Source organism: Erythrobacter sp. RANMB8, assembly GCF_056848235.1.
In genome coordinates this window covers 127,886-144,671 of sequence record NZ_JBREHG010000003.1, presented here as the reverse complement: position 1 = coordinate 144,671, position 16,786 = coordinate 127,886, and the positions used below count along the sequence as shown (strand labels likewise).

Here is a 16,786-nt window from a genome sequence, read left to right as displayed (position 1 = left end):
GGCTATTCGGTCACGTTCAGACGCTGCGTCGGTCCCCACACCTGAAGCAAACCATCCTCGTCGACCTGCATCGCCGCCACGCGCCATTCATAGGTGCCCGGCGCAAGGTCGGAAACCACAATTCCCTGACTGTCGAGGGCGGTTTCATCGACCACCGGATCGGCAGGGTTGGCGGTGTTCCATAGCTGGAAGGCGTAAGTCGTCTCGCCCTCGCCATCCTTCAGCCATGCGAAGCGGTAGCCGTCCGCGAGCGGCGAAGGCCCGGCGCTGGCGCTGACGCCGAGACGCTTGCGGCGGAACGAGAAGACCTCCGAATTGCCTTCGATCCCGCTGGCGCTTATCACCCGCGCGCGCACGAAATAGCGCCCGTCGGCGATATCGGCGAAGGTCGCGGGCGCATCGCCTGTGGTGATCGCCTCGCCGATGATGTCGATGAAGCCGGCATCGCGGGCGATCTGGGTGCGGATACCGGCGGCGGCGGGCGGCAGGGCAATGGCGAAGGACACCGCAGGCTCGGTCTGCACCGCGCCCGGCGCGGTGATTTGCGGCGGAGGGGCGAGCGCTTCCGGCCCCGACAGGCCTCCCGCGCTTGCGGCAATGCCGAAGCCCGCGCCGGTCAGGGCCTCCTGCGCGCCGGCTGCGGTGGCGACCGCGCCTTCGACCACTTCAACCACCGAGCGGCTGCCTGCCTCGTCATACCCGACCCGGAACACCGTGCCGCGCACCGCGCTGACCGTGGCCGGCGTGCCGATCCGGTAACGCTCGCGCGGTCTGAGGCCGGGGACGGTCGCCTCGCCGCGCCCGCCCAGCACCCGGAATTCGATATCCTGCAAATCGTCGAGCCGGTAAATCCGGGCGCGCACCAGTTCGGCATGGGTATTGGTCGGCATGGTCAGCACCGCACCGCTTTCGCCCCGCAGCGAGACGAAGCCGTTGCTGCCGGTGCGGATCACCGCCCCTTCGGGCAGGGCCATGCCGCGGGCGGCCGGCCGGCCGTTGATCGTCACCGCGCCGGAAAAGGCCTCGATCCGCAGATTGACCGGACGGAAAGCGAGCAGATGGCGCGGCAGGCGGATGACCGTGCCGACCGGGATCCGGCGCGGATCGGTGATCCGGTTGACCTGCATGATGGCGCGGTGGCTGGCGGGCGAGGCCATGTAGTCGCGGGCCAGCGAATAGGGCGATTCATCGGCTTTCAGCCGGTGCTCGATGACATCCTGATCCTGCGCAAGTGCCGCAGGACCGGTCAGCAGGCAGGCCAGCGCGACCGTTCGTGCCACGGTGAAAGGACTGTTCCGGATCGCAACTCGATTTACCACGGCGCTCCGCCAATTCCTGCTAAAACGATTGCACCGAAAGCGCATAGGCAATTGCGAAACATCCGGCAACCAGCCCGGCGCCTGCGCCCGCAACCGCCAGACGCAGTCTGCGTCCCCGTGGCTGCCCTTCGGTTTTTCCCCACAGGATCATGCTGCGCGCCCTCCCTCACCCGAAAGGCCCCTTAGGAGGTGCGGGGACAAGCCGCCGAGTAAACAGATGTAAATTCACCCCGAACAGGCTGGCATCGCGGGGGGCAGGCACAGCCGCGCTTCACCCCCACTTTCGCGCTTGACCGCCGCCCGCGCGCGCTGTTCAATCGTGGCAAATCAAAACCGTTTTGCCGGAGAGAACCCCGCCATGCTCGCCACCACCTACCGCACCGCCTACAACCAGGACCACGAGGCGTTCCGCGACACTGTCCGCAAGGTCTTTGCCGAACATCTCGCCCCCCACATGGACGAACACGAGGCGAACGGCATCGTGCCCCGCGATGTGTGGAAAGCCGTGGGCGAGGCCGGAATGCTGTGCATGACGGTGAAGGAGGAGAACGGCGGTCTCGGCCTCGATTTCGGCTTCAACTGCGTGCTGACCGAGGAGATTTCCTACCTCGGATCGTCAGCGGGCTTCACGCTCCAGAACGATATCACTGCCAGCTATTTCGAGCGGCTCGGCACCCCCGAACAGCGCCAGAAATATCTCCCCGGCATGGTCAGCGGCGACATCATCACCGCGATCGCCATGACCGAACCGGGCGCCGGCAGCGACCTTCAGGGCATCCGCACCACGGCGAAGAAGGATGGCAACCACCTCGTCATCAACGGGTCGAAAACCTACATCACCAACGGCCAGAACGCCGATTGCGTGATCGTGGTCGCCAAGACCGATCCGGACAAGGGCGCCAAGGGCATTTCGCTGGTGCTGGTGGACGCCGACACCCCCGGCTTCGAACGCGGGCGCAATCTCGACAAGATCGGCCAGCATTCGGCCGACACGTCCGAGCTGTTCTTCAACGACTGCCGCGTGCCGATGACCAATATCCTCGGCGCGGAAGGCATGGGCTTTGTCCACCTGATGGAAGAACTGCCGCAGGAGCGCCTCAGCATCGCGGTCGGCGCGCAGGCTGCGGCGCAGCGGGCCTTCGACGAGGCGGTCAAGTTCACCAAGGACCGCAAGGCTTTCGGCAAGAGCGTGTTCGAATTCCAGAACACCAAGTTCACCCTCGCCGATTTGAAGGCCAAGCTGCAGGTGGGCTGGGCGCACCTCGACTGGGCGATCAAGAAGCACCTGGCGGGTGAACTCACCACCGACGAGGCGAGCGCGGCCAAGCTGTGGCACACCGACCTGCAATGGGAATGCTGCGATGTCGCGCTGCAACTCCACGGCGGGGCGGGCTACATGAACGAATATGCCATCGCCCGCCTGTGGCGCGATGCGCGCGTGACGCGGATCTTCGGCGGCACGAACGAGATCATGAAGGAAGTGATCTCACGGTCGATCTAGGGGAGTATCCGGGCATGACCAACCCCCTCGACTTCACCGGCAAGCGCGTTCTCGTCATCGGCGGGTCGAGCGGGATCGGCAACGGGATCGCGCACGGCTTCCGCCAGCAGGAAGCCAGCGTGACTGTCACCGGCACGCGGCCCGATTGCGGCGACTACCTCGAGGCCGAGGATTCGGACTTCACCGGCCTTGCATACCGACAGCTCGATCTGACCGATCGCACGGCGGCAGGCCGGCTGGCGGCGGATTTCGGCCCGCTTGATGTGCTGGTGCTGTGTCAGGGGACGGTGCGTTATGGCCGGCAGGAATTCACCCGCGAGGGGTGGGATCAGGTGGTCGATATCAACCTCAATTCGGTGATGGACGCCGCCCGCGCTTTTCACCCGGCGCTGGCTGAAGCCAAGGGCACGATCATCATCGTCTCCAGCGTCGCCGCGTTCAAATCGACCATCGGCACGCCTGCCTATGCCGCATCGAAAGCGGGCGCGGCGAGCCTTACCAAGACGCTGGGCGAGGCCTGGGCGAGGGACGGCATCCGCGTCAACGGCATCGCGCCCGGGCTGGTGCCGACCAAGCTGACGAGCGTCACCACCGATCACCCCGAACGGCTGGAAGCGAGCCTCAGGAAGATCCCGCTGCGCCGCACCGGCACGCCGGAGGACATGGCCGGCGCGGCGCTGTTCCTCGCCTCGCCGCTGTCGTCCTACATCACTGGTCAGACGCTGGTGGTGGACGGAGGGCTGACGTTGTCCTGATCCTTTCGGTGATATTGTTACACTCAACTGAAAAGCAGTCACAAACGCGTCACACGCTTGCGCCAATCCGGCAGGAAACCGGGGCAAGCTGCACATGGATGTCGTCAATATCTTCCTGACAGGCGAACTGGGTGAAAGTCTGGACGATTTCGTCCACGACCAGCGCCGCTTCACCTTCGACCGGCTGGGGCCGGAAGGGCCCAAGCGGCTGGTCGAAGGGCCGATGTGGGCCTTCATCGACTGGGTTCTGCCCGAACTCGCGGGTCTCGAATTGTGCCGCCGGTTGCGCGCCGATCCGCGCACCGAGGATGCGCATATCACCATGGTGCTGGAAGCGGACGACGCCGAGGATCGCCGCCGGGCGCTGCGGGCAGGGGCGGATGATTATGTCGTCGGCCCGCTGGATCGCACCGCAGTGCTCGACCGTGTGCTGGCGCTGCAATCGCGCACCAGCGAGCGGGTTGCCACGCGCCGGTTCGAGATGGGGGCGCTGACCATCGACATGGCCGCGCTTCAGGCGCGCTGGAACGAGGTGCCGATCGTGCTGCGGCCCAACGAATTCCGGCTGCTGCGCTACTTCGCCGAAAACCCCAACCGCGTGCTGACCCGCGAGGATCTGATCAGCGGCCTTGGCAAGCGCGAACCGGCGATCGACGAACGCACGGTCGATGTGTGGATCGGGCGGTTGCGGCGCGCGATCAAGGCGGCCGGCGGCGGCAACCCGCTGCGCACGGTGCGTTCGCTGGGGTATGTTTTCGATCTGGGGTGAGCGGGTCGCGCAGGCAATGTCCGCAATCGCGCGCCGTGCAACAAAAGCTGCCGGTTGGCTAGCGACCCCGATTTGCCCCTTCCCGTCACCCCAGCGCAAGCTGGGGCCTAAGGCGGCAAGCGCTGCATGATGAGGCCCTAGGTCCCAGCTTGCGCTGGGATGACGAAAGGGGCAGCTCCCCACCCATTTGCGGCCAAAAAACCGCACGCATCATTCCCCTGAAACCGGACGCTACCGGCGATCCCTTTGCAGGTCGTCTCGCCTTCAAAAAAGGCCGCCCCGTCAAGGGCGGCCTTGTCTGGTTTCGGGTCAGGAACGCGGATGCCTCAGAACTCGGCCTTCACTCCGATCGAGAAGCTGGTGCCCACATCGAAGGTGTTGATCTCGGCGCGGTTGCCGTTGATCGCCTGGAATTCGAAATTGTCGCGCCCGGTGATGTTGCGCGCCTCGAAGCTGATTTCCAGCGGGATGCCGCCCAGCTTCACTTCCGAACGGGCGACCACATCGATGGTCAGGCCGGGGTCTTCCACCACATCGGGCAGCGCCCCGCCGCGCAGGGTCACACGCTCGCTGGCGTAGTTGAACAGCACGGTGAACTGCTGGACCTTGTCGGTATCCTCGATCCCCAGCGACAGGTTCGCCACGTGATCCGACTGGCCCACCAGCGGTGCGCCATCGTCGAAGATCTGGATCGCGGGCAGGCCGGTCGCGCCGGGGATCGGCGCGATGTCGCCCGCACCCACCGAAATGCTCGACTGGGTGTAGGTGTAGTTGGCAAGGATCAGGAACTGCTTGGTTTCGAAGAAGCTGCCCCAGTCGGCCAGATCGATGCCATAGGCGACATCGATTTCGGCGCCGTAAAGCTCGGCTTCGGGCGCGTTGGCGTAGCTGGTTTCGATGATGCCCGGCGCGGTGATCAGGAAGTTTTCGATCGGATTGTCGATCTTCTTGAAGAAGCCCGCAAGGCTCGCCCGGTTCGGCCCGCCCATGTAATATTCGGCGCGCACTTCGAGGTTCAGCAGCTCGCTGTCCTGCAGGAACGGGTTGCCGCGGAAACGGCGGTTCGATTCCGGATCGAAATAGGTCTGTTCCACCAGCTCGCGGAACTGCGGGCGGGCGATGGTCTGCGAGGCCGAGAGGCGCAGTTGCAGATCGTCGATCGCCTCCCACGTGACCGTGGCCGAGGGCAGGAAGTAGTCATTGGCGATCCGCGTCGGGTTGGCGAGGTTGCCGCCGCCGAAGGCCAGATCGGGAGCGGCGACCTGCAATGCGTCTTCGTAACGCACGCCCGCCTCGATGCTCAGCCGGTCGGTCGGGCGGTAACGCGCCAGACCGTAGCCGGCATGGATCGTCAGCGCCGCATCGAACACCGGGAAGGGGGTGGGGTCGGACACGGTGACGTTGAAGAACGGCGTGCCGTCATCGAAGGTCGCCAGCGTCGATCCGTTGATGATCTCGCCCGGTTGACGCAGGCCCAGCGCCCGCAGCGCGGTGGTGAATTCCGCGCTCGATGCGATCAGCGGGCGGATGATGAACGACAGCGAACGGCGCGCCGTGTCCGAATAGGCATAGCCCGCCGTCAGCGACAGTGTGTCAGTGACTTCGTAGGTCACGTCCGCCCCGCCGAACCACAGCTCTTCGCGCAGGTCTTCAAAGCCGACCTGGATGCGCTCGGTCCCCCCGATCAGCGCGCCGACATCGACCGTGAACAGGTTGCCGAAGGGATCGCCTTCGATATTGGTGCGGATATAGGGGACGATGGCGTTGTAGGGCGCTTCGCGGTCGGTGCGGGCATAGCCGCCGCGCAGGTCCAGCTCCAGCTTGTCGAAGTTGAATTCGGCCACCAGCTGGCTGTCCATCAGCTGGCGTTCGAACCAGCCGGTCTGCTGGGTCTGGAAATCGAAGCCGGTCACGCGGTCGGTGAAGAAATCGGTGCCCTGCGCCAGCCGCGCGGTCTTGAGGGTGTCGCGGATGTAGAGGTTGGTCCAGCGGAGGGTGTGTTCGCCGATATCCAGCCCGATCCCGATCAGCCCGTTCACCAGCACCTTGTTATCGGTGATGAAGTTGCGCGAATCGAAGATGATGTCGCCCGCCTCGGCATCGCCGAACTGCTGGCTGGTGACCGATCGGTTGCGCCAGGAATTGGTGATGCCGGCGGTGGCGATGATGCCGAGGTAGTTGCCATCGCCCACCTCGAACGAACCGCCGCCGGTGATGCTGCCCGAGAAATTGGCCGGCAGCACATCGTTCTTTTGTAGCGTGACGAGGTTCAGGGGCATGATCTGCCCGGCCAGCTGGCGCTGCAGCGCGATCGGCGCATCGTTGACGCGGGTGCCGCTGGTGATCAGGTCTTGCAGCGCGGTGGGAAAATCGCGGTTGCCGTTGTCGAAGCCGAAGCCGTCCCAGTCCGATCCGAAATAGGTCAGCCCGTTCTGGAAGGTGGTTTCGGTATCGCCGCTGGCCGAAAAGCTGACGGTGAGGAAGTCCTCGGTCGGGATCGCCTTGGTGGTGAGGTTGATCACACCGCCGCCGAATTCGCCGGGGAAGTTGGCCGAATAGGTCTTCTGCACCAGCGACGATGCGATCACGCTGGTCGGGAAGATGTCGAGCGGGACCACGCGGCTGAGCGGTTCGGGGCTGGGGAGCGGCAGGCCGTTGAGCAGCGCCAGCGAATAGCGGTCACCCAAGCCGCGCACGAACACGCGGCCGTTGCCGACCAGCGACAGGCCCGAAACGCGGGTCAGCGCGCCCGCGATATCGCCTTCGCCGGTGCGGGCGATATCGGCTTCGGACAGGACGCTGAGCACCTGCGAGGAATTGCGCGCCGGATCGCGGTTGCGCCGTCCGGTCACGATGATCCCGCCGCCCGGCACCGAAATGTCGGTATCCTGAACCTCTTCCTCGGGCGGGGTTTCCTCAGCCTGCTCTGCCGCGTCATCCGCATCGGGCTGCGCATCCTGTGCTGCCAGCACGGAAGGCAGGGTGATCGCGGTGGTGAAAAGCAGCAGCCCTGCAAGGCGCTTGCCGGTCGACATAGGTGGGGACCCCCTGGTGAGTTGGTTCAGTTTCAATGGCCGCAAACCGGCCCGCAGAATGACAAAAGGGGGGGAGGCGCAGCGTGACGTTGCAGCCTCACCCCCTCGGGTATCATGGTCGTCCGCTTAGGCCGGATAGACCGGCAGCGAGGTGCAGTTGCCGGTGGTGCTGCCGAAGTTCTGGATCGTCGAGTTGCAGGTCCAGTTGCCGAAAATGGTGGTCAGCGCGCCGGCATTCTCGATCGCGCCGATGAAGGTGCGGGTCGGGAAGAAGGTCGAGCGGGTGTTGGCGTTGAACGCCGTGCGGCCCGCTTCGCCAGCGCCGTTGACCACACGGTTGGTCAGCGTGATCACGAAGGCAAAGTTGTTGTTGGTGCCGGCATTGATGGCCGCTGCCGCATCGGCATTGGTCACGCCCGCGCCGCCACGGATCGGATCAGTCGCCGGGCAATCGCCCACCACCGAGTTCACCCCGATCAGTGCCGCCAGCGTGGTCGGCTCGTCGATCTGGAAGCAGTGGTTGGTGCCGGCATCGATCACGCCGTTGGTCAGGCCCAGCGCCGCGCCGCCGCGTGCCTGCACCACCTGCGGTGCGCTGGCGCGGACGACAAAGGTGAAATTGTTCACCTGGAAACGAGTCTGCGGAAGGGCGTTCGAGGGGGTGCGATCGGCCACGTTGGGCGAATCGAGTTCGATGATGCGGTCGCCGGTGCTGCTGCGCTGCACCGCGATCACGGTGTCGAGGTTCACGATCGCGCCGGTATCGACATCGAGCGAATCGTCCGATGCGCCGATGATCGCGAAGTTGCGGGCGTTGAACCCGCCGCCAAAGAATTCGATGCCGTCATCCGAGCTGTTGAACGAGACGAGGTTCTCGATCACCGTGCCCGAACCCGCGCCGCCGGTGGTCAGCGACTGGAGTTCGTTGTTGGGCGCCAGTTCGAAGCCCGAGAAGCGGATCTGGTTGAAGCGGAACGAGCCCGAGCTGTCCGCCGCATTGGCGCCGCCGAAGGGAGTGGCGATCGCCGCGCCTTCCAGACGGCCTTCGCAGGTCGGGTTGGCGTTGGGGTTGGCGGTCGTGTTGAACACGCCGGTCGAACAGTCGGACACCGGTGCACGGCCGAGCAGCACGACGCCGCCCCACTGCTGCTGGCTGTTGTCGTCGGCCAGACCCTGGATGTTGTCGCGGCTGGTCCAGATGATCGGGCGATCGGCGGTGCCGTTCGACTGGATCTGGTTGCCGCGGTTGACCACGAGGTAGGAATCCTGCTGGCCGAACAGGATCGCGCCGGGCTGGATCGTCAGGGTGACCGAGGTGCCGGTGCTGGCAAAGCCGCGGTCTTCGCCCACTTCGACGCGGCCGCCGATCTGGTAGACCAGACCACGGATGAAAGGCAGCGTGTCGGTGGTGGTGAAGCGCGCCGGCAGGCGGCACACGCGGTAGGTTCCGGTCGGGCCGCTCAGGGTGCCGGAATCGGCCAGGCCGCCGGGGGTGGCGATGGTGGGGCAACCGGCTGCCGGAGTGACCAGCGCCTGGGTCGGCGTGGGGGTCGGCGTCGGGGTCGGGGTGGGCGTGGGATTGTTGATGATGATGTTCCCGCCGGTGCCGGGCGAGACGATTTCATCCGCGCCGCATCCGGCCAGAGCGACCAGGCTGCATCCCAGAATAAGCGTGCGTTGAATGTTTTTCACAGCGAGCGGTCCCCTAAAGTGCCGAAAGAATCGATTGCGCGCGGTTCAAGCGGTGCGCGGGCCGAGCGCTAGGGACGGTGCGTGACGGAATTCTTGCAGCGTTACAGTTGCGTTGCAGTTCTGCGATTATGACCGAAGAAAGACATTTATGACCGCGTGGCTGCGCAGGCGCGGGGCGAAAATGTCACGAAAGAATATCGCAAAAACAGTTGTTTGGCGATTTGCATTACAGAAAAATTACAATGTTACAGTTGTGTTGCACTCGCGGGCTGTTCGGGTCACTATGACTTCCAGAGAATGAGGGAGCCTTGCCGATGTCTGTCACCCTGCTTGTTGCCGCACTGTTTGCTGCCGCCCCGACGCCTGCCGCAACCGTGATGCCTGTCGCCGCGATGGGCGAGCTTGCGGTCCAGCCACTCGCCGCCGGGCGCGGGGACGAAGCGCTCGCGGTGCTGGAAAAGGCCGCGGCGGCCAATCCGCATGATCCGGCGGTGCTGATCAATCTTGGCATCGCCCATGCGCAGGCAGGCGATGATGCCAAGGCGCGTGCGGCGTTCGAGGCGGCGCTGGCCTGCCATGAAGTGATCGAGCTCGACACCGCCGATGGCACCGCCACCGATTCGCGGCGGCTGGCGCGCAAGGCGATCAAGATGCTGGACCGCGGCGAATTCCGCCCGGCCACGGCCCGCGCCGGCCAGCTGACCTATCGCGACTGAACAACCCGCGGCCCTCGGGTCGCACCGAACCGCATGACGGGCGGGCTGCACCATGCGGCCCGCCTGTTTTGCTGTGCGCCGTCGCTGGCCCTGCGGGTTTCACAAGGCTGTCACCTGCATGTCATTTAGGTTAGACAAAGGGGGGCATTCAGGAGTGCCGGGAAATGATTCTCGCCGCGGTTGGTCGCGTCATGTGTGCTGCAATTCTGGTTGGCCTCGGCACCGGGGCGCGCGCCGACGTGCTCGAACTGGGGCCGGACGGGGCGCGCTGGGTGGCGGGGCCGCTGGCTGCGGTGCCAGTGCCGTCCGGGGCTGCTGCTCCGGCTGAACTGGCGGCCGGGCCGGCATTGCCCGATCATGTCATCGTCGATCCCGCCCGCCATGCTGCCGCCGTGCCGCCGCGCTATTCCGCCAAGATTGCCGAACTGGCGGCGCGGTTCGACCTGTCGCCCGCGCTGCTCGAAGCGGTGGTGTGGCAGGAGAGCCGGTGGCGCGAGGATGCAGTATCGCCTGTCGGGGCACGCGGGCTGGCGCAGCTGATGCCGGGCACGGCGCGCTATCTCGGGGTGGATTCGCGTGATCCGTTCCAGAACCTCGAAGGCGGGGCGCGCTACCTGCGCGAACAGCTCGACCGGTTCGATGGCGATCTGGAGAAGGCGCTCGCCGCCTATAATGCCGGCCCCGGACGGGTCGAGCGGGCGGGCGGCATTCCGAATATCCGCGAAACGCGAAACTATGTCGCGGCCATCATGGGCCGCCTTGCCAACCATGCGCGCCCTGCCGGACAGTAACCGGCCGCGTCCACCACAAGCGAAAGTCTGACAGATAGCATGCAGTCCCTGTTCCGCCTTCCCGCCCGTATCGCCGCGCTGCTGCTGCTGGCGCTGACCCCTGCCGCTGCCTCGGCGCAGAATGCCGGCGGCGATGATCCCATCACCAGCGCCCTGCTGTGGATGCAGAACATCCTGCTTGGCCCGGTGGCGACCAGCCTTGCGGTGATGGCGGTGGCCGGCGTCGGCTTCATGATGCTCACCGGCCGGATGAACTGGCGCTACGGCGGCACCGTGATCGTCGGCGTGTTCATCATCTTCGGCGCGCCGCGACTGGTGGCGAGCATCAGCGGCTTATGACCGATCTCGTCCGCCATCCGGTTCACCGCAGCCTGACGCGCCCGCAGATGTTTGCGGGCGTGACGATGAACTTTTTCATCATCAACCTGATGGTGACGACGATCGCCTTCCTGATCCTCGACAGCTTCTGGGTCGTTCCGGTGCCGGTGGTGATGCACGTGATCGGCTACTTCGCCTGTCTGCGCGAACCGCGCATTTTCGACCTGTGGATCACCAAGGTGAGCAAATGCCCGCGGGTGCCCAATTTCAAACGCTGGGGGTGCAATTCCTATGCCCCGTAAATGGCTTGGCGCTGCGGCGTGGAGCGCGAAGGAAGCCCGTGTCGGCGACCGGCTGCCCTATGCCCGCCTGATCGACGAGAACACCGTGCTGCTGCGCGATGGCAGCGTGATGAGCGCGATCCAGATCCCCGGCCTCCTGTTCGAGACCGAGGACAGTGACGCCCTCAACGCCCACGCCGCCACCCGCGAGGTGATGCTGCGCAGCACGCTCGATGCGCGCTTCGTGATGTATCACCACGTCATCCGCCGCCGGGTGGAGGTGGAGCTGGATGCGGAATTCCCCGATCCTCTGTCGCGCCATATCGATGCGCGCTGGAAGCAGCGGCTGGCGGGCGGATCGCTGTTCATCAACGACCAGTTCGTTACCCTGATCCGCCGCCCCGCACGCGGCAAGACCGGCCTGCCAGAGCGCCTGTCCAAACTGTTCAGCCGCGCCGGCGCCGACGAGCTTCAGGCCGACCCCAAGGATATCCGCAGCCTGAAAGCCGCGATCACGGGCCTGGTCGCCAGCTTGCAGAATTACGGCGCGGCGGTGCTGGGCGATTATCAGGCCCCCGGCGCCAGCGGCACCAATTCGGAGATGCTGGAGCTGCTCTCGGCGCTCTACAACGGCGAAATGCGCCCGGTGCGCCGCCCTTCGGACGAGACCGACATCGGCCATATGCTGCCCTATCGTCGCGCCTCCTTCGGGCTGGATGCGATGGAGCTGCGGGGCAGCGCCGCGCCCGATTTCGCCGCCATTCTGGGCCTCAAGGATTACCCTGAGGCGACCTCGCCCGGCCTGCTCGACAATCTGCTGCGCCTGCCGTTCGAGATGGTCGTGACCGAAAGCTACGCCCCCAACGAGCGTACCACGGCCAAGGAGCGGATCGACCTTGCCCTGCGCCGCTCGCGCTCGGTCGATGAAGAGGCCGCCGCGGAACGCGCCGACATGCTCGCCGCGCGCGACAGCCTCGGCAACGGGGCGGTGGGCTTTGGCGATCATCACCTCACTGTGCTGGTGCGTTCCGCGACGCTCCCCGCGCTCGACGATGCGATGGCCGCCTGCGCCGCCGCGCTCGCCGATACCGGCGCGATTGCGGTGCGCGAGGACACCAATCTCGAACCGGCGTTCTGGGCGCAGTTCCCCGGCAACGAGGAATATATCGTGCGCCGTGCGCTGATTTCCTCGGCCAATATGGCGGGCTTCGGCTCCTTCCACGGCTTTGCGCTGGGGCAGGCGTCCGGCAACCACTGGGGCGATGCCGTGACCCTGCTGGAAACCACCAGCGCCACGCCGTTCTTCTTCAATTTCCATCACGGCGACCTTGGCAATTTCAGCGTCATCGGGCCGAGCGGATCGGGCAAGACGGTGGTGATGAACTTCCTCGCCGCGCAGGCGCAGAAATTCAAACCGCGCACCATCCTGTTCGACAAGGATCGCGGGGCGGAGCTGTTCATCCGCGGGATCGGCGGGCGGTATGACCGGATCGCGCCGGGGCTGCCGACCGGGTTCAACCCGCTCAGCCTGCCCGATACCCCTGCCAACCGCGCCTTCCTGCGCGATTGGCTCGCCGTGCTGCTGAAGGCGGACGGGCCGGAGGAATTCGCCACGATCAGCGCCGCGGTCGATGCGACCTATGCCAATGATCCCGCGCTGCGCCGCCTCAGGCACTTCAAGGAGCTGCTGGCCGGCACCCGCCGCCCGCAGCCGGGCGATCTGGCGGATCGCCTCGCCGCGTGGATCGGGGGCGGCGAGCATAGCTGGCTGTTCGATAACGCGGCCGACCGGCTCGATCTCGATACCCGCGTGATGGGTTTCGACATGACCGCGCTGCTCGAAAACCCGCGCCTGCGCACGCCGACCATGATGTATCTCTTCCACCGCATCGACGAGCGGCTGGACGGGCAGCCGACGATGATCCTGATCGACGAGGGCTGGAAGGCGCTGGATGACGAGGTGTTTGCGGCGCGCATCCGCGACTGGCTGAAAACCCTGCGCAAGCGCAACGCGCTGGTCGGGTTCGCCACGCAGTCGGCCCGCGACGCGCTCGACAGCCGCATTTCCACCGCGCTGGTCGAACAGACAGCGACCATGGTGTTCATGCCCAACAGCCGCGCGCGGCCCGAGGATTACTGCGACGGCTTCGGCCTGACGAGCCACGAATTCGCGCTGATCCGCTCGCTTCCGGCACACAGCCGCTGCTTCCTGGTGCGCCAGCCGGACGCGAGCGTGGTCGTGCGCCTCGATCTGTCGGGCGCGCCCGAGGTGCTCACCATCCTTTCGGGCCGCGAAAGCGCGGTGCGGCGGCTCGATCTGCTGCGCGAGGCGGTGGGCGATGATCCGGCCGCATGGTTCCCGGCGCTCACGGGGCGCGAATGGCCCGATGGCACCGCGCGCGATGATGCGCCGCTGTGGCAGGCCGCCGAATGAGCACGGCCTGCGATCTTGCCGCACAGGCGATGGGCACCGGCGTCTCCTCCGCGTTGACGGCGGTGGACTGCATCGCCAGCGGGATGAGCGAACAGGCCTTCAACCGCCTGTTCGGCACCGAAGGGCGACTGGCGCTCGCGCTTTCGCTGGTGCTGGTGCTGTATGTCGCGGGCTTCGGCATATCGCTGATGCTCGGCCGGTCGAGCCTTGGCGTGCGGGCGCTGTTGCCGAAGATGATGACGCTGGGTCTGGTGCTGACTTTCGCCACATCCTACGTCGCGTTTTCGACGGTGTTCTACAACCTGTTCGTCGGCGCGCCGGACTGGGTGGCGGGGGTGCTGACGGGAACCCAGGGCTCGGCCACGCAAACCTTCGCGCAGAAACTCGACGTGGTGTTCCTCGCTGTCCAGCAGGCGAGCGGGGATACCAATGATATCAGCGCCTTCTCGCCTCGCGGGATGATGTGGTTCGGCGCGATGCTGCTGATGCTGGGCACGGTCGGCCTGCTGGTGACAGCGCGCATCGGGCTGGCGCTGCTGCTCGCGGTCGGGCCGATTTTCGTGGTGCTGGCGCTGTTCGAGGGCACCCGCGGGCTGTTCACCGGCTGGCTCAAGGGGCTGGTGATGATGGCGCTGGCGCCGCTCTTCGCGGTGCTCGGCGGATCGCTGATGCTGGAAATGTCGGTCCCGATCCTCGCCGCGCTGGTGGCCGTGCCGGGCGTGATCGACCAGAATGCGGCGATGGCGTTCTTCCTTGTGGGGGCCGTGCACGTGGCGCTGATGCTGATGACGCTGAAGGTGGCGGGCACGATGGTTTCGGGCTGGCAGGTGTTCGGCCTGGTGCCGGGCAGGGATCGCGGCGAACGGGGCGGCGATGGCGCGCGGATCGTGGCTGCGCCCGCCGCTGTGTCGACCACGCCGCGCAGCACCGCTGTCGCCCCGGCCAGCAGCCCCGCGCTTGCCCCGCGCCGGGTCGATGTTGCCGCCGCCTTGCCCGTTGCCGCCGCCAATGATGCCGGCGCTGCCTCCGGTGTTTCACGTGAAACGCGTGTCTATGCCACCAATGGCGGGGGCGGGCAGGTGGTGCCTTTCAACCCCGCCGCATCGCGCACCCGCGGTATCGGCAACCGTTTCCGGCAGGCGGGCAAGACCGCTGCGGCCAAGCCTGCCGTGACCACGCCTACGGAGACCTATCAATGACCCGCGCCGCCCTGATCGCCGCGCTCGCCCTTGTCCTTGCCGGTGCTGTTGCCGCGCCGCTGGGCGCTGAGGACAACCGCCTGCAAACCCGCGTTTTTGACGAAAACGCCGTGGTGCGGATCGATGGCAAGGTGAAGGTGCAGACCACCATCAAGTTCGCGCCCGACGAAATGATCGAAAACGTCGCCATCGGCGATTCCGCGGCATGGCAGGTGCAGCCCAACAAGGCGCAGACGATCCTGTTCGTGAAGCCGCTCGAAGTGGATGCGCGCACCAACATGACCGTGGTGACCGACAAGCGCACCTACCTGTTCGATCTTGTCGCCTCCCCCCGCAATTCGGCGCTTTACGTGCTGCAATTCCGCTATCCCGAACTGGAAAAGGCCGAGGAGGAAGCCCGCCTCGCCATGGCGGCAGAGGCCGAGGCAGCGGCACAGCGCGAGGCGGCATCGCCGGCGGAAATGGCGGCGGCACGCGACCCGCTGTCGATCCTCGATCCGGCCAGCCTCAACTTCGCATGGGCCAGCGCGGGCGCGGCGCAGCTGCTGCCGCTGCGGGCGTTCGACAATGGCGATGCGGTGTTCCTGACCTGGGCGCAAGGGACTGCGATCCCCGCCATTCTCGTCACCAACGCAGATGGCGAGGAAGGGCCGGTCAACTTCACCACCCGCGGCGAGACCGTGGTGGTGGACGGGGTGCCGGCGCAGATCATCCTGCGGTCGGGCCGTGACGCTGCGACCCTCACCAACACCGGGCCGATGCCCCCGAAAGCGCGCAGCGCCGGGCTGGGCCGCGCCAAGCCTGCCAAGGAGAGCAACTGATGCGTCTGGCCATGCGACTGCCGCCGAAGAAGGGCGCGGGGGACAGCGGCGAAGCGGTCGATCCGCGGACCCGTGAAAGTGCCGAGATCATCGACCTTGCCAGCCGCGCCGCCTTTCCCGCGGTTACCGATCGCAAGGTCAGGGGTGACGGGCTGGGTCTGGCGATCGGCGCGCTGCTGGTCGCAGGGTTGGGCGGCACGACCTACTGGGCGATGAATTCCGCCGATGCGCCGCAGCCGCAGGGCATCGGCAATCCTGCGGTCGCGCCGCCGCAGGCTGGCACGGCCGCGCCTGCAACCGTGCAGCCGGTCACCGATCCCGCGCAGCAGCCCGGCGCGGTGCCGGTGGTGCAGCAGGGCGATCCGGCGCCGATGCCGGTCTATGCCACCAACCCCGCCGCCATGCCGGGCGCGGCGGTCAATCCCTATGCCAGCCCCAGCCTGATCTTCGACGGCAGCCGCGCCGCGGGCGGCCAGCGTCTGGCGGAGCTTCCGGCGGGCGTTCCGGCGGCGACTGCCGCTGCCGCAGACCCGGCGGGCACGGGCAGCGCGGCAGCCTTTGCCAGCCGCATCGGCGGGGTGGGCGGCGCGCCTGCGCAGGCCCGCCCGATGCTCAACCCCTCGACCACCGTGACCGAGGGCACGCTGATCCCCGCGATCCTCGAAACCGCGATCAATACCGATGTGCCGGGTTACGTGCGCGCCGTGGTGAGCCAGGACGTCAAGAGCTTCGATGGCAAGCGCGTGCTGATCCCGCGTTCATCGCGCCTGATCGGGCAGTATCAGGCAGGCGTGGAGCAGGGCCAGCGCCGCGCCTATGTGGTATGGACACGGCTGATCCGGCCCGATGGCGTGTCGGTCAACATCGCGTCGCCCGCAGTCGGCTTTGACGGCACGACCGGGCTTGAGGGCGATGTGAACAGCCACTTCTTCAAGCGCTTCGGATCGGGCCTGCTGCTGTCGGTGGTCGGCGGGCTGGGCGCGGTGGCGACCGGCGGGGTCGGCGGGTTGATCGTCGCGGGCGGTTCGCAGAGTGCGGCCAATTCGGCGGTGCAATCGCAAGGCCAGATCAGCCCCACCATCCGCGTGCGTGCGGGCGAGCCGATCCGCGTCTTCGCGGCGCGCGATCTCGATTTCAGCCCGGTCGGCAACTGAG

At 66.5% G+C, this 16,786-nt stretch carries 14 protein-coding genes; 11 read left to right on the top strand and 3 right to left on the bottom strand.

Annotated features, from left to right (window positions below; translation table 11 throughout):
* Positions 1-2 precede the first annotated feature (2 nt).
* Entirely contained in the window at positions 3-1,280 is a 1,278-nt protein-coding gene (locus tag ACU0AG_RS07000; RefSeq protein ID WP_482781540.1) for a FecR family protein, read from the bottom strand.
* 397 nt (positions 1,281-1,677) lie between these two features.
* On the opposite strand from ACU0AG_RS07000, the gene ACU0AG_RS06995 reads away from it, so the two are divergent.
* The 3 genes from ACU0AG_RS06995 (at position 1,678) to ACU0AG_RS06985 (ending at position 4,344) form a co-directional block, all read left to right on the top strand.
* Positions 1,678-2,820, top strand: a complete 1,143-nt coding sequence (locus ACU0AG_RS06995) for an acyl-CoA dehydrogenase family protein (RefSeq protein ID WP_482781645.1) — start codon at positions 1,678-1,680, stop codon at positions 2,818-2,820.
* 14 nt (positions 2,821-2,834) lie between these two features.
* Positions 2,835-3,575: an SDR family NAD(P)-dependent oxidoreductase gene (locus tag ACU0AG_RS06990; protein ID WP_482781539.1), complete on the top strand. Its 741-nt coding sequence runs from the start codon at positions 2,835-2,837 to the stop codon at positions 3,573-3,575.
* A gap of 94 nt (positions 3,576-3,669) precedes the next feature.
* The gene (locus ACU0AG_RS06985; RefSeq protein ID WP_482781538.1) at positions 3,670-4,344 is read left to right on the top strand and encodes a response regulator transcription factor; all 675 of its coding nucleotides are present in this window, start codon (positions 3,670-3,672) and stop codon (positions 4,342-4,344) included.
* A 326-nt stretch (positions 4,345-4,670) separates the two neighbouring features.
* Here the strand turns inward: ACU0AG_RS06985 and ACU0AG_RS06980 are convergent, their stop codons facing one another.
* Both ACU0AG_RS06980 and ACU0AG_RS06975 read right to left on the bottom strand, forming a co-directional pair.
* On the bottom strand, positions 4,671-7,379 hold the full coding sequence (locus ACU0AG_RS06980; RefSeq protein ID WP_482781537.1) for a TonB-dependent receptor domain-containing protein: 2,709 nt from the start codon (positions 7,377-7,379) through the stop codon (positions 4,671-4,673).
* Between the two features lie 126 nt (positions 7,380-7,505).
* Positions 7,506-9,071, bottom strand: coding sequence for a hypothetical protein (locus tag ACU0AG_RS06975; protein WP_482781536.1), 1,566 nt, complete (start codon positions 9,069-9,071; stop codon positions 7,506-7,508).
* A 314-nt stretch (positions 9,072-9,385) separates the two neighbouring features.
* Between ACU0AG_RS06975 and ACU0AG_RS06970 the strand changes: the two genes are divergently transcribed.
* From ACU0AG_RS06970 to ACU0AG_RS06935, 8 genes are all read left to right on the top strand, one after another.
* Positions 9,386-9,787 carry a tetratricopeptide repeat protein gene (locus ACU0AG_RS06970; RefSeq protein ID WP_482781535.1) on the top strand — a complete coding sequence of 134 codons (402 nt, stop codon included), beginning with the start codon at positions 9,386-9,388 and terminating at the stop codon, positions 9,785-9,787.
* Positions 9,788-9,951: 164 nt separating this feature from the next.
* Complete coding sequence (locus tag ACU0AG_RS06965; protein WP_482781534.1) at positions 9,952-10,578, top strand: lytic transglycosylase domain-containing protein; 627 nt, start codon at positions 9,952-9,954, stop codon at positions 10,576-10,578.
* A gap of 39 nt (positions 10,579-10,617) precedes the next feature.
* Positions 10,618-10,917, top strand: coding sequence for a TrbC/VirB2 family type IV secretion system protein (locus tag ACU0AG_RS06960; protein ID WP_482781533.1), 300 nt, complete (start codon positions 10,618-10,620; stop codon positions 10,915-10,917).
* The gene (locus ACU0AG_RS06955) at positions 10,914-11,198 is read left to right on the top strand and encodes a VirB3 family type IV secretion system protein (protein WP_482781532.1); all 285 of its coding nucleotides are present in this window, start codon (positions 10,914-10,916) and stop codon (positions 11,196-11,198) included. The genes ACU0AG_RS06960 and ACU0AG_RS06955 overlap by 4 nt, the downstream gene beginning before the upstream one ends.
* A complete protein-coding gene (locus ACU0AG_RS06950) occupies positions 11,188-13,611 on the top strand; it encodes a VirB4 family type IV secretion/conjugal transfer ATPase (RefSeq protein ID WP_482781531.1) in 2,424 nt (807 codons plus the stop codon). The genes ACU0AG_RS06955 and ACU0AG_RS06950 overlap by 11 nt, the downstream gene beginning before the upstream one ends.
* Entirely contained in the window at positions 13,608-14,810 is a 1,203-nt protein-coding gene (locus ACU0AG_RS06945; RefSeq protein ID WP_482781530.1) for a TrbL/VirB6 family protein, read from the top strand. Before ACU0AG_RS06950 ends, ACU0AG_RS06945 begins: the two co-directional genes overlap by 4 nt.
* Positions 14,807-15,631 carry a TrbG/VirB9 family P-type conjugative transfer protein gene (locus ACU0AG_RS06940; protein WP_482781529.1) on the top strand — a complete coding sequence of 275 codons (825 nt, stop codon included), beginning with the start codon at positions 14,807-14,809 and terminating at the stop codon, positions 15,629-15,631. The genes ACU0AG_RS06945 and ACU0AG_RS06940 overlap by 4 nt, the downstream gene beginning before the upstream one ends.
* Positions 15,631-16,785, top strand: coding sequence for a TrbI/VirB10 family protein (locus ACU0AG_RS06935; protein ID WP_482781528.1), 1,155 nt, complete (start codon positions 15,631-15,633; stop codon positions 16,783-16,785). Before ACU0AG_RS06940 ends, ACU0AG_RS06935 begins: the two co-directional genes overlap by 1 nt.
* Position 16,786 lies beyond the last annotated feature (1 nt).